The 15,119-nt window shown below is 69.4% G+C and carries 18 protein-coding genes; 6 read left to right on the top strand and 12 right to left on the bottom strand.

The window, feature by feature from the left end:
• The coding region (locus V8688_RS27570) for an FAD-binding protein (protein WP_342802020.1) at positions 1 to 345 on the bottom strand (345 nt) is incomplete at its 3' end.
• A gap of 94 nt (positions 346 to 439) precedes the next feature.
• Between V8688_RS27570 and V8688_RS27565 the strand changes: the two genes are divergently transcribed.
• Both V8688_RS27565 and V8688_RS27560 read left to right on the top strand, forming a co-directional pair.
• Complete coding sequence (locus tag V8688_RS27565; protein ID WP_218716669.1) at positions 440 to 1,348, top strand: LysR family transcriptional regulator; 909 nt, start codon at positions 440 to 442, stop codon at positions 1,346 to 1,348.
• A gap of 129 nt (positions 1,349 to 1,477) precedes the next feature.
• Positions 1,478 to 2,032 (top strand): hypothetical protein, encoded by a 555-nt coding sequence (locus tag V8688_RS27560; protein WP_342802019.1) that lies wholly within the window; start codon positions 1,478 to 1,480, stop codon positions 2,030 to 2,032.
• 81 nt (positions 2,033 to 2,113) lie between these two features.
• Here V8688_RS27560 and V8688_RS27555 read toward each other — a convergent pair whose 3' ends face one another.
• On the bottom strand, positions 2,114 to 2,563 hold the full coding sequence (locus V8688_RS27555; protein WP_342802018.1) for an ABA4-like family protein: 450 nt from the start codon (positions 2,561 to 2,563) through the stop codon (positions 2,114 to 2,116).
• Positions 2,560 to 3,510 carry a hypothetical protein gene (locus V8688_RS27550; RefSeq protein WP_218716666.1) on the bottom strand — a complete coding sequence of 317 codons (951 nt, stop codon included), beginning with the start codon at positions 3,508 to 3,510 and terminating at the stop codon, positions 2,560 to 2,562. The genes V8688_RS27555 and V8688_RS27550 overlap by 4 nt, the downstream gene beginning before the upstream one ends.
• A gap of 104 nt (positions 3,511 to 3,614) precedes the next feature.
• Between V8688_RS27550 and V8688_RS27545 the strand changes: the two genes are divergently transcribed.
• Positions 3,615 to 4,253 carry a MerR family transcriptional regulator gene (locus V8688_RS27545; protein ID WP_342802017.1) on the top strand — a complete coding sequence of 213 codons (639 nt, stop codon included), beginning with the start codon at positions 3,615 to 3,617 and terminating at the stop codon, positions 4,251 to 4,253.
• Between the two features lie 46 nt (positions 4,254 to 4,299).
• Here the strand turns inward: V8688_RS27545 and V8688_RS27540 are convergent, their stop codons facing one another.
• The 4 genes from V8688_RS27540 to V8688_RS27525 all read right to left on the bottom strand — a co-directional run bounded on the left by V8688_RS27540 (position 4,300) and on the right by V8688_RS27525 (position 8,130).
• On the bottom strand, positions 4,300 to 5,052 hold the full coding sequence (locus tag V8688_RS27540; RefSeq protein ID WP_218716689.1) for an amino acid ABC transporter ATP-binding protein: 753 nt from the start codon (positions 5,050 to 5,052) through the stop codon (positions 4,300 to 4,302).
• A gap of 26 nt (positions 5,053 to 5,078) precedes the next feature.
• Positions 5,079 to 6,017: an amino acid ABC transporter permease gene (locus tag V8688_RS27535; protein ID WP_218716664.1), complete on the bottom strand. Its 939-nt coding sequence runs from the start codon at positions 6,015 to 6,017 to the stop codon at positions 5,079 to 5,081.
• A gap of 1 nt (position 6,018) precedes the next feature.
• The gene (locus V8688_RS27530; RefSeq protein ID WP_255587009.1) at positions 6,019 to 6,924 is read right to left on the bottom strand and encodes an ABC transporter substrate-binding protein; all 906 of its coding nucleotides are present in this window, start codon (positions 6,922 to 6,924) and stop codon (positions 6,019 to 6,021) included.
• Between the two features lie 126 nt (positions 6,925 to 7,050).
• Complete coding sequence (locus tag V8688_RS27525) at positions 7,051 to 8,130, bottom strand: isocitrate/isopropylmalate family dehydrogenase (RefSeq protein ID WP_218716663.1); 1,080 nt, start codon at positions 8,128 to 8,130, stop codon at positions 7,051 to 7,053.
• Positions 8,131 to 8,214: 84 nt separating this feature from the next.
• Here V8688_RS27525 and V8688_RS27520 point away from each other — a divergent pair, with 84 nt between their 5' ends.
• On the top strand, positions 8,215 to 8,715 hold the full coding sequence (locus tag V8688_RS27520) for a 2'-5' RNA ligase family protein (protein ID WP_308248373.1): 501 nt from the start codon (positions 8,215 to 8,217) through the stop codon (positions 8,713 to 8,715).
• 49 nt (positions 8,716 to 8,764) lie between these two features.
• Positions 8,765 to 9,136 (top strand): thioredoxin, encoded by a 372-nt coding sequence (trxA, locus tag V8688_RS27515; protein WP_218716661.1) that lies wholly within the window; start codon positions 8,765 to 8,767, stop codon positions 9,134 to 9,136.
• A gap of 66 nt (positions 9,137 to 9,202) precedes the next feature.
• On the opposite strand, the gene V8688_RS27510 is transcribed toward trxA, so the two are convergent.
• A complete protein-coding gene (locus tag V8688_RS27510; RefSeq protein ID WP_218716660.1) occupies positions 9,203 to 9,625 on the bottom strand; it encodes a 2-keto-3-deoxygluconate kinase in 423 nt (140 codons plus the stop codon).
• A gap of 346 nt (positions 9,626 to 9,971) precedes the next feature.
• Here V8688_RS27510 and V8688_RS27505 point away from each other — a divergent pair, with 346 nt between their 5' ends.
• Positions 9,972 to 10,283 carry a DUF6191 domain-containing protein gene (locus V8688_RS27505; protein WP_218716659.1) on the top strand — a complete coding sequence of 104 codons (312 nt, stop codon included), beginning with the start codon at positions 9,972 to 9,974 and terminating at the stop codon, positions 10,281 to 10,283.
• A gap of 10 nt (positions 10,284 to 10,293) precedes the next feature.
• Here V8688_RS27505 and V8688_RS27500 read toward each other — a convergent pair whose 3' ends face one another.
• From V8688_RS27500 to polA, 4 genes are all read right to left on the bottom strand, one after another.
• Positions 10,294 to 11,076 carry an acyl-ACP thioesterase domain-containing protein gene (locus tag V8688_RS27500; RefSeq protein ID WP_218716658.1) on the bottom strand — a complete coding sequence of 261 codons (783 nt, stop codon included), beginning with the start codon at positions 11,074 to 11,076 and terminating at the stop codon, positions 10,294 to 10,296.
• 63 nt (positions 11,077 to 11,139) lie between these two features.
• Entirely contained in the window at positions 11,140 to 11,568 is a 429-nt protein-coding gene (locus V8688_RS27495) for an SRPBCC domain-containing protein (RefSeq protein ID WP_342802016.1), read from the bottom strand.
• Positions 11,569 to 11,601: 33 nt separating this feature from the next.
• A complete protein-coding gene (locus V8688_RS27490) occupies positions 11,602 to 12,135 on the bottom strand; it encodes a GNAT family N-acetyltransferase (protein ID WP_342802015.1) in 534 nt (177 codons plus the stop codon).
• Between the two features lie 75 nt (positions 12,136 to 12,210).
• Positions 12,211 to 14,943, bottom strand: a complete 2,733-nt coding sequence (gene polA / locus V8688_RS27485; RefSeq protein WP_342802014.1) for a DNA polymerase I — start codon at positions 14,941 to 14,943, stop codon at positions 12,211 to 12,213.
• Positions 14,944 to 15,119 lie beyond the last annotated feature (176 nt).

Here is a 15,119-nt window from a genome sequence, read left to right as displayed (position 1 = left end):
GATCAGGGCGCCCGCCCGCACCCCGGCGCCGATGCGCGCGGTGCGCGCGCCCGGGTCGACGGTGACGGCGTCCATCCGGCGGGTCGTGATCAGCACGCCGCGGTCGGCCGCCACCGAGAGCCCGTGCCCGGTGGCCTGCACCGCGACCGGAAGACCCTGCCGCGCGGCGTATTCCACGGCGGCACGGACGTCCTCGGCATGCACCGCGCCGACGACGAGGGCGGGGCGATGGGTGTAGGCGGTCTGGAACCCGGCCACCTCCTCGGCGTAGCCGGGGTCGGCCGGGGTGAAGACCGGGCCGGTGAAGGGCAGGGATTCGAGGGGCTGCGCTGCGTTGTCGGTCATGCCTTCGACTGTGCCGTCGCCGCTGGCAGAAGTACAACAGATAGTTGTTCTTGCTTCGATAAATATCAGTTATGCACTTCGCTAGAATCCCGGCATGGAACTGCGGCAGCTGCGGTATTTCGTCACCGTCGTCGACGAGGGCGGGTTCACGCGTGCGGCCGAGCGTCTGCATCTGACGCAGCCGGGGTTGAGCGCCCAGGTCAGGCAGCTGGAACGCGAACTGGGTCAGCCACTGCTGCACCGGGGCGCTCGGTCGGTGACGCCCACCGAGGTCGGCTCGGCGGTGCTCGCGCACGCACGGGCCGCCCTGGCGGCGGCCGACCGGATCGGCGAGACCGTGCAGGAATTCTCCGGGCTGCTACGCGGGCACGTGCGGCTCGGCGTGATCTCCGGCGCGGCCACCGAGGAATTCGATGTCGCGGGCGTGCTCGCCGACTTCCACGATGATCACCCGCAGGTGCGGATCAGCCTCACCGAGGACACCGCCGAGCGGATGCTGGCCGCCCTCGAGCGTGGCGAGCTCGACATCGCCCTGGTCGGATTGACCGGCGCCGCACCGAATCCCGGCATCGGACTGGACGTGATCCTGGAGACGCCGGTGGTCGCCGCCGTCGCCGGCGACGCGCCCGCCGACCCCGGCGAGTCGGCGGGCACGATCAGCCTGTCCGCGCTGACCGAACATCGCCTGATCTGTCTCCCGCGCGGCACCGGCCTGCGGGGCGTATTCGAAAGAGCATGCGCTGCGGCGGGTTTCACCCCGGACATCGCCTTCGAGGCCGCCGCTCCCCCGCTGCTGCTGCGGCTGGCCGCCCACGGTCTCGGCACCGCGGTCGTGCCCGCGCTCACCGAGGACGAGGCGAAGGCGTTCGGCGTGCGCGCGCTGGCCATCGTCGACCCGCCGATCCGTGGGCGGCTCGCGCTGGCCTGGCGCACCGATCGCCCCGGCGGACCGGCGGCCAAGGTCTTGCTCGGCCAATTGCGCATCGCCCTCGGCCGCCGCTGAAACAGCCCGGAAATCCGCTGTGAACTGGCCTTTTACTCTGGACTTCACCATCGGACAGAGCGGATAATTCAGACATCCGGTGCCGCTGTCGGGGGGCGACAACGAAAGTATCGGACAAAGGACGAAACAATGATCGTCAACAAACTGGTGGCAGCGGCGATATTCGCCATCGCGGCCACCGGTGTCAGCACGGCTATGGCGAATGGACAGGCCCGAGTGGGCCAGGATCTGACCTTCAGCGCGATCGACGGGCCACTGGCCTACACGACGACACTGGCGGCGGACCACTCGACGGCGACGATCGACCTCGTCGCGGGGCGGTTCGAACTCGGCGACGGCACGGTCACCGTCTTCGCCGACGACGGCGCGGTGGTCGGCGCCATTCCGACGACCCTGCGCATGGCGACCGGGCAGAGCGTCACCGTGGCGCCCGCTCTCGACAGCAGCGCGCGGGTACTGACCCTCACCCCGGTCAGTGCGCCTGCGCCCGCGCCCGCCGCGGCGGCGACCGCACCCGCGGTGCTCGGCCTGCACCAGGCCGCCACGACGGGCTCCATCGTCGCCGGCGTCGCGATCGGGTGCGCCGTCGGCATTCTGATCGGGATCTGGTTCTTCCTGGTCGGCGCGGTGGTCGGCTGCGTGATCGGTGGTGTCATCGGCGGGTTCATCGCCGCGGGAATGTGAGCGGGATCGAGTGAAGGAGAGACTCGTCTGACTGCGGTCCGCCACGACCGGCCCGGACCGGCACGGTCCGGGCCGTGGTCGTCAGGCGGGGATCGAATCCTGGCGCGCCACGGCCACCGGCTTGCCCGCCACCTCGCGCACCACGAGGTAGATCGGGAAGGCGATGGGCGACAACAGGATCGTGGCGACCAGCAGCGGGCCCATCAGCAGCGGGGAGATCCCGCGCTCGCGGCTGTCGAGGTAGATCCAGCGGCCGAGGAACAGGTCCCAGGCGATGATCTGGGCCCACAGGGCGGTGAGCAGGGCCGGGTCGGCGACGGCGGCGGTGATCGCGTCCAGCGACGGCGAGGTGACCAGCGACCACAGCGCGCCGAGGACCGGCACGGCCACGATCGCCCAGATCGTCAACGGCAGCAACACGATCCACGGCGAGCCGATGATCGTCCGGGTGTGGCGCCAGGTGGGCGCCAGGATCATCAGCGCCCAGAAGGGCACGGTGACGAAGAACGAGAGATCGAAGAGCGTGCTCATGCGGTGACCGCCTGTCGGGTGAGGGTCGCGCTCGCGAGCGAGGCGAGAGTTCCGGCGACGACGAGGGTGACGATCGCCGCGGCCGCGGTCAGGGTGACCCGGTCGGGATGAATCAGCGGCTGACCGCGCAGGGCCTGCCAGGTGAGCAGCGCCAGCGTCGCGGCGTAGCCGAAGGCCACGGTCCAGACCAGCCCGAGGCGGGCACGCACGGAAGCGAACACCGGCACGCGCGGCGCCAAGATGAGCAGCAGCGCGGCGAACAGTGGCAACACCTGCAGGGCGTGCATGCCGAAGAAGTGCGGAATACGCAGGTCCCCGTGCGTGGTGCTCCAGCCGGTCAGCGGCATGCCCGGCGTGCCGTCGGGCGCGCCGACGGTGTGCGCGCCGGCGATGTCGGTCACGCCCGATTCGCGGTTCGGCATCAGATTGCCCAGGCCGAGCCCGACCAAGGTGATCGCCAGACCGAGCCGGATCGACCAGGTGGTCGCCCGGTCACCGAACCTGGCGAACGCGAGCTGCGCCGCGACGACCATGGTGGCGAGGAAGAGCACGAGGATGGTGCTGCCCATGGTGACCCACAGCACGGCATCGAACGTGGTGGTCATGTTGTAGTGGCTGCGGGTGCCGCGCACCACCTGACCGAAGATGATCAGCTGCTCGATGGCGCCGGCGACGACGATCACCGTCGCCATCGCCGAGGTGAGCCGGGACACCTTGGGCCGCAACGAGATCAGCCAGGCCAGCGCGACGCTGTAGAGCACGAACGAGATCGCGAACTTGGTCGGCTTGAACCAGGCGGTCGACCCGGCGATCACCCGGTCGTCGACCAGCATCCCGACCAGCCCGACGACGACCAGGACCGCGTTGATCGCGGCGAAGTAGAGCAGGGGGCGGTGGAGTCCGGACTGCCTGCGGGGCAGCGCGTCGAGGGACGAAAGGACAGACATGACGAATCTCCCAGAGATAGATAGCTTCACTATCCGTTATGGATAGTTAGACTATCCGCTGTATCCAGGGTGAGCAAGGGGGCGGCCGAAAGCAGAGGTGAACTGTGCGGATCTCCGAGTTGAGCGAGCGCAGCGGGATCGCGCTCGCGACGATCAAGTACTACCTGCGCGAGGGCCTGCTCCCGCCGGGCGAGCGGACCGGGCCCAACCAGGCCAGCTACGGCGAACAGCACCTGCGCAGGCTGCGGCTGGTGCGCGCGCTGATCGAGGTCGGCGGGCTGCCGGTGGCCACCGTGGGCGAAGTGCTCGCCGCCGTCGACTCCCCCGACCTGCCCATGTTCAGCCTGCTCGGCGTGGTGCAGGACAGCATCACCGCACCACCGCCGCCCGCCGCCGACGCCGAATGGGAGCGCGCCGCGGCCACCGTGCGCGCGGAGATGGACCGCCGTGGCTGGGCCGCCGAGCCGAGCCCCGGGCCGATCGACATCCTCACCTCGGTCCTGGTGCGGCTGGCCCAGCTGGGCTACGAGGACTGGGGCACCACCGCGCTGCCGAGCTACTTCGACGGTGCGCGGGTGATCGCCGACAACGACGTGGCGACCGCGCTGGCCGCGGGCGGGCGCGACGACATCATCGACGCCGTCGTGGTGCTGACCGTCCTCGGTGACACCGCCATGGCCGCCATCCGGCGCATCGCCCAGGCCCAGGTCTCGCTGGAACAGCTGAAGAACCGCCAGGAATGAGCGACGGCCCCGCGGATATCCGCGGGGCCGTCGGTCTTTCGGCAGCTCAGAGCAGGCGCGACAGGAAAGCCTTGGTGCGCTCGTGCTGGGGGTTGGCCAGCAGCTCGCGCGGCGGGCCCGACTCGACGACCACACCGCCGTCCATGAACACCAGCTCGTCGGCGACCTCGCGGGCGAAGCCCATCTCGTGGGTCACCACGATCATCGTCATGCCGGAGTCGGCGAGTTCGCGCATGACGGTGAGCACCTCGCCGACCAGCTCGGGGTCCAGCGCCGAGGTGGGCTCGTCGAACAGCATCAACTTGGGGTCCATGGCCAGCGCCCGCGCGATGGCGACCCGCTGCTGCTGACCGCCCGACAACTGCGCCGGGTAGGCGTTGCGCTTGGCGGCCAGCCCGACCCGCTCCAGGAGCTCCTCGGCCCTGGCGATCGCGTCGGCTCTGCGGAGGCCGCGCACCTGGGTCGGCGCCTCGATGATGTTCTCGAGGGCGGTCCGGTGCGGGAACAGGTTGAAGTGCTGGAACACCATCCCGATGTCGCGGCGCTGGACCGCGGCGTCGCGCGGATGCATCTCGTAGAGCTTGCCGTTCTTCTCCCGGTAGCCGACGAGATCACCGTCGACGTAGAGCCGGCCCGCGTTCACCTGCTCGAGGTGGTTGATGCAGCGCAGGAAGGTCGACTTGCCCGAACCCGAGGGCCCGACCAGGGTCAGCACCTTGCCGCGCGGCACCTCCAGCGAGACGCCCTTGAGTACCTTCAGCGCGCCGAAGTTCTTGCACACCCGATCGGCGAGCACCATCGGCGGCGTCGTCACTGCTGATTCGCTCATTTCGCCTTCACCGCCGCCTGCGCCGTGGCCAGTTCCTCGAGCTGCTTGGCCGTCAGCTGCCGGGTGGCACCGCGCGAGTAGTAGCGCTCCAAGTAGTACTGCCCGACCATCAGGACACTGGTGATCGCCAGGTACCAGGTGGCACAGACGAGCAGCAGCGGGATCGGCTGGAAGTTCACGCCGTAGATGTCGCGCGCGCGGCCGAACAGATCGGTGCTGAGCGGGATGGCCGTGACCAGCGAGGTGGTTTTGAGCATGCCGATCAGCTCGTTGCCGGTGGGCGGGATGATCACCCGCATCGCCTGGGGCAGCACCGTGCGGCGCATCGTCTGCGTCCACGACATGCCCAGCGCCACCGAGGCCTCGCGCTGGCCCTCACCCACGGAGTTGATGCCCGCGCGCACGATCTCGGCCATGTAGGCGGCCTCGTTGAGACCGAGGCCGATCACCGCGAACAGGAACGCCGCCTGCAGATGCTGCACGTCCAGGTGGAAGAACTGCGGGCCGAACGGCACGCCGAGGTCGATCTGCTTGTAGAGCGAGGGCACCAGGCCCCAGAACACCAACTGCACGAAGACCGGGGTGCCGCGGAAGATCCACAGGTACACCCACGCGGTGGTCCGCAGCACCGGGTTCGGCGACAGCCGCATCACCGCCAGCACGGTGCCCAGACCCACCGCGATCGCCATGGCGAGCACGGTGAGTTCCAGGGTCACCAGCGCACCCGCGGTGATCCGGCTGTCGAACAGGTACTTGCCGTAGGTGTCCCACCGGTAGGCGGGGTTCGTGGCCGCGCCGTAGACGAACAATCCCACCAGGATCAGGATGATTGCCGCCGCGATCCAGCGACCCGGCCTGCGCAGCGGGACCGCCGTGATCGGTTCGGGTTCGGCGCCCGGTCCGGGCACCTCCACCGTGTCGTTACGCTCGGTCACGTCAGCTCACTGCGCCGTTGATCACCGAGGTCTTGATCTGACCGTCCTGCACACCCCAGTTCGTGGTGATCTCGCCGTACTTGCCGTTGTCGATCAGGTGCTGCAGCGCCTTCTGCAGGGCCGCCGCCAGGGGCGAGCCCTTCTGCACGGCCCAGCCGTAGGGCGCGGAATCGAACAGCGGGCCCGCGGCCTCGATCTTGCCCTCGCTCTGCTTGATCGCGTAGGCGGTCACCGGGGAGTCGGCCGACATCGCGTCGACCTGGCCCAGCACCAGCGCGTTGGTCGCGGCGCTCTGCTCGTCGAAGGCCTTCATATCGATGGCCGGCTTGCCCTCGGCGACGCACTTGGCGCTCTTGGCGGGAATCTCGTCGGTGTGCTCGACCGTAGTGGACTGTACGGCGACTTTCTTGCCGCACGCATTGTTCGGATCGATGGCTTTACCGGTTTGCTGGGCCCACTGGATGCCCGCGGAGAAATAGGTCGTGAAATCGACCTGCTGTTCGCGTTCGCGCGAATCGGTGATCGAGGACATACCCACGTCGTAGGTGCCGGCCTGAATCGCGGGAATGATCTTCTCGAACGAGGATTCGACGTAGTCGACCTTCAGCCCGAGAGTGGTCGCCACGGCGTCGAGGAGGTCGACGTCGAAGCCGACGATCTTGCCGCTCGCGTCCTTGTACTCGTTCGGCTGGTACGGCACGTTGACGCCGACCACCAGCTTGCCTGCCTGCTTCACCTTGTCGGGAACGGCCGCGGCGAGCGCGTCGACCTTCTCCACCGAAACCTTGGTCACCTCGGCGGTGTCGCCCTCGGTGTTGTCGGCACAGCCGGTCAACACCAGCGCACCCGCGGCCGCGGTACACAACAGCCGCGCGGCGCTGCGGCCGAGAACAATACGAACAGACAAAGGAGCCTCCACATTTCACGTCGACGCCGGCCACGTGTCAGCGCCTGTTTGGCAATGTATGCGAACCGGACACAGCGTGGTGCGACAGTAACCGAAGATTAATCAGCCAATGTGAAAGGGGTCCCTTCACCTCCGGTGCACGCGCGCTCTGACCTGCTCGGTGAATTCGCTGGTCGAAGCCAGGCCACCCAGATCCGCGGTCGCGATTCCGGCCGCCAGCGTGGCCGCGACGGCGCGGGTGATTCGCTCGGCGGCGTCGTGCAGCGCGCGGTCGTCGTCGCGAACGGCCAACCACCGCAACAACATCGCCGCCGACAATTGCAGCGCCGCCGGGTTGGCGCGATTGCGCCCCGCCAGCCCGGGCGCGGCGCCGTGCACGGCCTGGGCCATCGCCTTGGTGTCGGAGCAGTTCAGGGAGGCGGCCATGCCCAGCGAGCCGGCCAGCTCGCCCGCGAGGTCGGAGAGGATGTCGCCGAACAGGTTCTCGGTGACGATCACGTCGTACTCGCCGGGCGTGCGCACCAGGTGCGCGGCCATCGCGTCGACGTGCTCGTCGTCGACCCGCACGTCCGGGTACCGCGCGGCCACCTCGTAGCAGACGTCGCGGAACAGGCCCGTCGTCATCGGCAGCACGTTCGCCTTGTGCACCACCGTGACCCGCTTGCGCCTGCCCTGGGCCAGCCGCAGCGCCTGGTGCGCGATCCGCTCGCACGCCTGCCGGGTGATCACCGCGACCGCCATCGCCACATCGGGGGTGGGGCGGAACTCCCCCGATCCGGCGAACATGTTGCGGTCGGCGTAGAAGCCCTCACTGTTCTCCCGCACGATCACCAGGTCGATGTCGGGTGCGCTCGCCCGCACCCCGGCGAACGCGGCCGCGGGCCGGATGTTGGCGTAGAGGCCGAGCCGTTTGCGGATGGTACCGCCGGGCGCGATCCGCATGTCGGTGGGATAGGACGCGTTGTCGTGCGGGCCGAGGATCCACGCGTCGAGGTCCTCGAGCGCGACCAGCGTCTGCTCGGGCAGCGGGTCGGCGTAGGCCGCGATGGCGTCGTGGCCCATCAGCAGCGGCACCCACTCCACCGGGCCGCGACCGGCCGCACCGATCGCCTCGTCGACGACCGCTCGCGTCGCGGCGACCACCTCGGGGCCGATTCCGTCTCCGTCGATCACACCGAGCCGCAGGCTCGCCTTCGCACCGTTCACGCGTCCATCCTCGCGCCTGACCGGACCGAGTCGGCCACGGGGACACGCGGGAGCGACTACTTTCTGCAGATCATGGTGCAGTCGGTGGAGTTGCTCCTGGACGAACACGGCGAGGCCGAGGTCCGGCGGCAGTGGGCGGTGCTGGCCGAGGCCGGGATCGGCAGTCCCCGCGGCGCGACCCATCGACCGCACGTCACCGTCGCCGTGGCGCGCGAGATCTGGCCCCGGATCGACCACGCGCTGGCCGAGATCGAGTTCCGGCCGCTGCCGATCACGCTGGGCGGGCTGCTGGTCTTCGGGGCCCGCAGGCCGATCCTGGTGCGACCCGTCGTGGTCACCGAGGACCTGCTCGCCCTCCAGCGCCGGGTCCACCACCTGGTGGCGCCCTGTCCCGGCGTCCCCGCGACCATGGCGCCGAACGCCTGGACCCCACACGTCACGCTGGCCCGCCGGGTGCCGCCGGACCGGCTCGGCGCGGCGATCGGCGCGGTGGCCACCGACCACGACTTTTCCACCGTTGTGGTGGGCATTCGCCGCTGGGACGGGGAGGCACGCCAAGAGCGCCTCGTGGCCGGTGGAAGATAGAGGGACGCCACGGCGTTACAGCCGAGGACACCGACAAGGAAGGGACGTCATGGCCACCCAGACGCTGACCCAGCAGAACTTCGACGAAGTAATCACCGGAAACGACGTGGTCCTCGTCGATTTCTGGGCTTCCTGGTGCGGACCGTGCCGCAGCTTCGCACCGACCTACGAGGCCTCCTCGGACAAGCACACCGATGTGGTCTACGGCAAGGTCGACACCGAGGCCGAGCAGGGACTCGCGGCCGCCGCGAACATCCAGTCCATCCCGACCATCATGGCCTTCCGCGAGGGCGTACTCGTGTTCGCCCAGCCGGGCGCGCTGCCGCCCGCCGCGCTCGAGGACCTGGTGACCCAGGTGAAGGGCCTGGACATGGACGAGGTGCGCAAGCAGATCGCCGAGCAGTCCACTCCCGCCGAATAGGCGCCGCGTACGCGAAGGGTCCGTTCACCTCGGGTGAGGTGAACGGACCCGGACGTGCTCGTCGGCTCAGCCGGCCAGCAGGTTGAGCCCCGCGATCATGGCGCGGACACTCGACTCGGCGGCATCGGCGCGCATGGCCGCGGCCCAGCCGCGCTTGCCGTTGAACTCGCACTGCACGAAGGTGGCGATGCCCTCGGCGGTGCGGCGCTGATGGAACTGCAGGATCTCGAGGGGGTAGCCCTCGTCGTAGAGCGCCGAGGTCATGGCGGCGACCGGGCTACCGGCCGCGATGACGGTGCGCAGATGGTCGGCGAATTCCAGGGTTGCGGTGAAATCCGTTCCGGAACAGGTGAATTCGCCGAGAGTGATCGGTCCGTCGATCCGGGTGTACCGGTCGAGGAACTGGGCGGGAGTCAGGTCGATGGTCTCGGCGCGCAGCCCCTTGGGGGCGGCGTCGAACAGGGCACGGTCCAGTGTCAGCAGTGTCATTGCAGGTGAGGTCTTCCCGAAGATCGTCTTCGTTGGCAGGTGGGACCAGCAGAACAATGAAAATCAGCCCGCAGCGAGGGGGCCGGTCCGAATCAGACCCCGCTACGGCGGGTTACTACGAGAAGAATCTGCCGTGTGGCTGCCTGCGCGGTCTGCGCAGCAGCGGCCGCGCGGTCGCGGTCAGCGACTAGCAGCGCGGCAAAGCGGTCGGCGGGATTCGGCACGGAATCGAGAATAGGGCGATCGTCGCGAAACCGCAACTTGCTTTCCGCCTCGACGTGTCTACTCGTGAGTACCATCACCGCAGCTCAGCGCGTACGCGCTCGGCGCCCGGTACCGTGGTCGCATGGGTACGGTCTTCGCGATGACGATCCCCGGGCTGGCGGCGCTGCTGGTCCTGCTGGCGCTGGTGGAAGTGGTCGTCAACCGGCTCACCGGCACCCGGATACTTCCCTGGACCCGCAAGCGCACCGGCCCGGCGGTGGCGGCGACCGGGTTCGAACATCTGACCGCGATGTTCCAGGGATCCAAGCAGCACGAGTTCGAGCAGCGGCAGAGCACCCTGATGCACCGGGAGACGCCGTCGGAGGGCGCGCCGCCCCGGGATCGGGTGGACCTCACCGGCGGCTCGGCCACCCTCGTCGTTCGCGGCGAGTGATCCGTATTCGCTAGTCCCCCAGCGGTTTCCGGCCATCGGCCAACCGCTCGACCACGGCCAGCGCCCGCGCCGAACCGTCGACGTCGACCTGCAGACGCAGCCCGTCGGGACGCGGACTCGTGCGCAGCACCACCTTGTCGCCCGCCATCACCGGGCCGACGTGCTCGACGATCGCCCGGTACGGCAGTTCGTGCCGGTCGGGGTGCGCGGCGAGAGCCTCCTCCACGGCTTCCCAGTAGACGGCGTTGTTGACATGGCCCAGCCGGTCCACGTCGGTCACCCGCAGCGGGAACGGAACCGCCTCGACATCGAGGTCGTCGAGTTCGCTCAGCGCGGCCCGCCAGCGCAGCCGGTGCTCGGTGGTGCTGGCCAGCATGGGCGCCATGAACGCGTCACTCATCCGGGCGGGCCGTCCGGCCACGGGGTCGATGTGGATGAGGAACGCCGCGGCCTCGATGTGCCCGCCGCGCTCGCCTTTGAGCTGAATCCGCATGTCGCACCAGCGATTCGACAGCGCGTCGGCCCACCGGCGTAGCTGCACGCGGTCACCGAACTCGATCGGCTCGTAGACATCGATCACGGTGCGCCGCACGATCCACGCCTGATGGGCGTCCCCGTCCTCGACCGCGTCGAGGTGGTCGAACCCGATGTCCTGCAGATACCGGGCCACCGCGTCGAGCCGCAGCCGGTCCTGCCCGTCGGTATCGCCGAGACGCACCGGCCACGACGCCGCGAAGGCGCGGGTGATGTCGGGGCAGTCGGGCAGCGGGGTCGCGATGACATCGGCGCTCATACCGCCGATGCTGCCACACCCCGCGCGCGAACCGAGGACGCATCTCCGGCCGGGCCCGGACTACTACGCCCCCTCGGCGGCCTGCTTGATCCCGTCGACGTGGCCGGCCCACATCGCGCGGGCGTGCTCGGCCTCGGCCGGGCTCGCGTTGTTGTCCTGACTCAGCGACAGGTGGGTGCCTGTCGCGCTGCCGGTCAGCTCGTAGGTGAGCGTGTGATAGCTCTCGGGCAGGTCGGGCGCGCCGCTGAGCGGGCTGTAGTGGGTGAGTTGCAGCAGTCGGCCGGGCTCGACGGCCAGGATCTCCCCTTTGTCCTCGTACGCGGTGCCCTCGTACTCACCCGTCCAGGTGATCGGGCTGCCCGGCAGCCAGTCGGTCGACACCTCGGCCCCGAACATGAACCGGCGGATCTGCGCCGGGTCGGTCAGCACGGCCCAGACCCGGTCGGGCGAGGCGGTGATCTCGGTATCGGCGGTAGCGACGAATCCGGTCATGGCACTCAACTCCTTCGGTCTACCCTCACCACCCTACGACCGCGCGGTCGGCGACGTCTTGGACAAAGGCGCCACCTGTCGCCAGGTGTACTCGTATTCCGGCACCGCGAAGCCGGCGTCGAACCGCGCGATCCCGGCGTCGGTGCGCTGCCAGCCGCGGTGCTCGTAGAAGGCGATCGCCGCGGTGTTGGCGCGCAGTACCTCCAGGTAGACCGGCCGATCGGGGAACTCCCGCGCCGACCAGGCCAGGCCCGCCTCGATCAGGGCCGTACCGATCCCCCGGCCGAGCAGGCCCGGCCGGGCATGCAGGTTGTCCAGCAGCACGCGCCCGTCCGGCATCGGGCGCAGGTAGACGAACCCCACCAGCTCGCCGTCGTCCTCGGCCACCAGCAACCCCGGCGTCAGCGCGTCGACCAGGATCGTCCGCCAGCGTGCGGCCAGGTCGGCGGGCATCGGCCCCGCCAGATACTCCGCGGGCAGCATCCCGGCATAGGCGACCCGCCAGCTGGCGGCGTGCAAGGTGGCGACGGCCGGCGCGTCGGCGACTCCCCCTGGTCGAATCAGCATCCGGTCATTCTGCCGACCGGGTCACGGCGGCGCCACCGCGTCACCTCGCCGTGGCGCCGCGCCGGGTGACCGCATTCAGTGCGCCGCCGAGTCCCAGCTGCGTCCGGTGCCGACCGAGACCGTCAGCGGAACCGAGAGCTCGATAGCGGACGACATCTGTTCCCGGGCAAGGGCTTCCAGCGTTTCACGCTCACCCTCGGCGACCTCGAAGACGAGTTCGTCGTGGATCTGCAACAGCATCCGGGAGCGCAGGCCCGCCGCGCGAATCGCGGTCTGCACGTTGATCATCGCGACCTTGATGATGTCGGCCGCGGTGCCCTGGATCGGCGCGTTGAGCGCCATCCGCTCGGCGGCCTCGCGGCGCTGGCGGTTGCTGGAATCCAGGTCGGGCAGATAGCGGCGACGACCGAACAGGGTCTGGGTGTAACCGACCTTACGGGCCTCGTCGACGACCTCCGACAGGTAATCGCGGATGCCGCCGAAGCGGTCGAAGTAGACGTCCATCTGCTCCTTGGCCTCGGCGGTGCTGATCTTCAGCTGGGCCGAGAGGCCGTAGGAGCTCAGGCCGTACGCCAGACCGTAGGACATGGCCTTGATCCGGCGGCGCATCTCCGGGTTCACCTCCGACAGCGGGATGTCGAAGGCCTTCGACGCCACGAAGGTGTGCAGGTCCTCGCCGGAGTTGAACGCCTCGATCAGGCCCGCGTCGCCGGACAGGTGCGCCATGATGCGCATCTCGATCTGGCTGTAGTCGGCGGTCATCAGCTCGGCGTAGCCGGGACCGACGACGAAGGTGTCGCGGATCTGGCGGCCGGTGTCGGTGCGGATCGGGATGTTCTGCAGGTTCGGCTCGGTCGAGGAGAGCCTGCCGGTGGCGGCGATGGTCTGGTTGAAGGTGGTGTGCACGCGTCCGTCGTCGGCGACGGACTTGAGCAGGCCGTCCACGGTGACCTTGAGCCTGGTCGCGTCGCGATGCGCGAGCAGGTGCTCGAGGAAGGCGTGGCCGGTCTTCTCGAACAGCGACTCCAGCGCGTCGGCGTCGGTGGTGTAACCGGTCTTGGTGCGCTTGGTCTTGGGCATGTCGAGCTCGTCGAACAGCACCACCTGCAGCTGCTTGGGCGAGCCGAGATTGATCTGCTTGCCGATCACCTCGTAGGCGGAGTTGGCCGCCTCGGTGACCCGGTCGGCGAACTGACGCTGCAGCGATTCGAGCTGGTCGACGTCGACGGCGATGCCCGCCTCCTCGAGCGTACCGAGCACGCCGAGCAAGGGCAGTTCCATCTCGTGCAGCAGCGCGGTCGACTCGATCTGGGCCAGTTCCTGGTCCAGGGCCTCGGCCAGGTCGGCGACCGCGCGGGCGCGCAGCATCTCCTCGCGGGCGATGTCGGCGGCGACGGTGTCCTCGTCGTCGAGCAGCGAGAGCTGACCCGAGTCGCCGGTCTCGGCGCGCAGTTCGCGCTTGAGGTAGCGCAGGGACAGGTCGTCGAGGTTGAAGCTGCGCTGGCCCGGGCGGACCAGGTAGGCGGCCAGCGCGGTGTCGCTGGTGAGCCCGGCCAGGGTGAGGCCGCGCCCGCGCAACGCGTGCTGGGCGGCCTTGGCCTCGTGCAGCGCCTTGGGGACGGCCGGGTCGGCCAGCCAGGCGCCCAGGGCTGCCTCGTCCTCGGTACTCAGCGCGGTGAGGTCGATATAGCCGCCCTCACCGTCGGCGGCCGCGATGGCCAGCGCGCGGGCGTCCCCGTGTACCGGGGTGCCGGTGCCGACGATCGAGAGACCGTGGCGGACACCGGCTTTCGCATGCTCGGCCAGCCAGTCGGCGACCGCGCCCTGCTCGAGGGCGGCGCCGCTGATCTCGAAGCCCGATTCCGCCTCCGGTTCGGCGGAGCCGAGGGTTTCGAACAGCCGGTCGCGCAGCACCCGGAATTCCAGGTCGTCGAAGAGCTGGTGGATCTTCTCCCGGTCCCACGGCGCCTGGGCCAGTTGGTCGGGGGTGTAGGGCAGCGGCACCTCGCGCACCATCTCGGTGAGCTGGCGGTTGAGCACCACGCTGGACAGATTGGCGCGCAGTGAGTCGCCGACCTTGCCCTTGACCTGGTCGACCTTGTCCACCAGGGTGGCCAGGTCGCCGTACTCGCGGATCCACTTGGCCGCGGTCTTCTCGCCGACGCCGGGGATGCCGGGCAGGTTGTCGCTGGGGTCGCCGCGCAGCGCCGCGTAGTCGGGGTACTGGGCCGGGGTGAGACCGTACTTGGCCGCCACCTCGGCCGGGGTGAAGCGGGTGAGGTCGGAGACGCCCTTGCGCGGGTAGAGCACGGTGACGTCGTCGTTGACCAGCTGGATCGCGTCGCGGTCACCGGTGACGATGAAGACCCGGTAGCCCTGGGCGACGGCCTGGGTGGTGAGCGTGGCGATCACGTCGTCGGCCTCGTAGCCGTCGATCGCCATCACCGGGATGCCCAGCGCGCCCAGCACGTCCTTGGTGAGTTCGACCTGACCGCGGAACTCGTCGGGCGTCGCGCTGCGGTTGGCCTTGTATTCCGGGTACGCCTCGGTACGGAAGGTCTTGCGGGACACGTCGAATGCCGCGGCCACGTGGCTGGGCTTCTCGTCGCGCAGCAGATTGATCAGCATCGAGGTGAAGCCGTACACCGCGTTGGTGGTCTGCCCGGTGACGGTCTTGAAGTTCTCCGCCGGTAGCGCGAAGAACGCGCGGTAGGCCAGCGAGTGCCCGTCCAGGAGCAGCAGCGTCGGCCGCTCACTCCCGGAGACGGTGGTCGTTGTCGATGCCTGAGCAGTCGTCGGTGAACTCACCCGGATGAGTGTAGGGACCACCACCGACACGGGCGAACGCCGCCGCGCCGATCGCAGGAACCACACCCCCGCCGCCGCACCGACCACCGCCACCGCACCGACTACTGCCACCGCCCCGCCCGCGCCGCACTGCCCCGCCCCGCCCCGCGCCGGCACCGCACCGCACCGCACCGCAC

Origin of the sequence: Nocardia sp. No.11, assembly GCF_038752175.1 — a bacterium.
In the GTDB taxonomy this organism is placed as follows: domain Bacteria; phylum Actinomycetota; class Actinomycetes; order Mycobacteriales; family Mycobacteriaceae; genus Nocardia; species Nocardia canadensis.
This window is presented reverse-complemented; position numbering and strand designations above follow the sequence as displayed.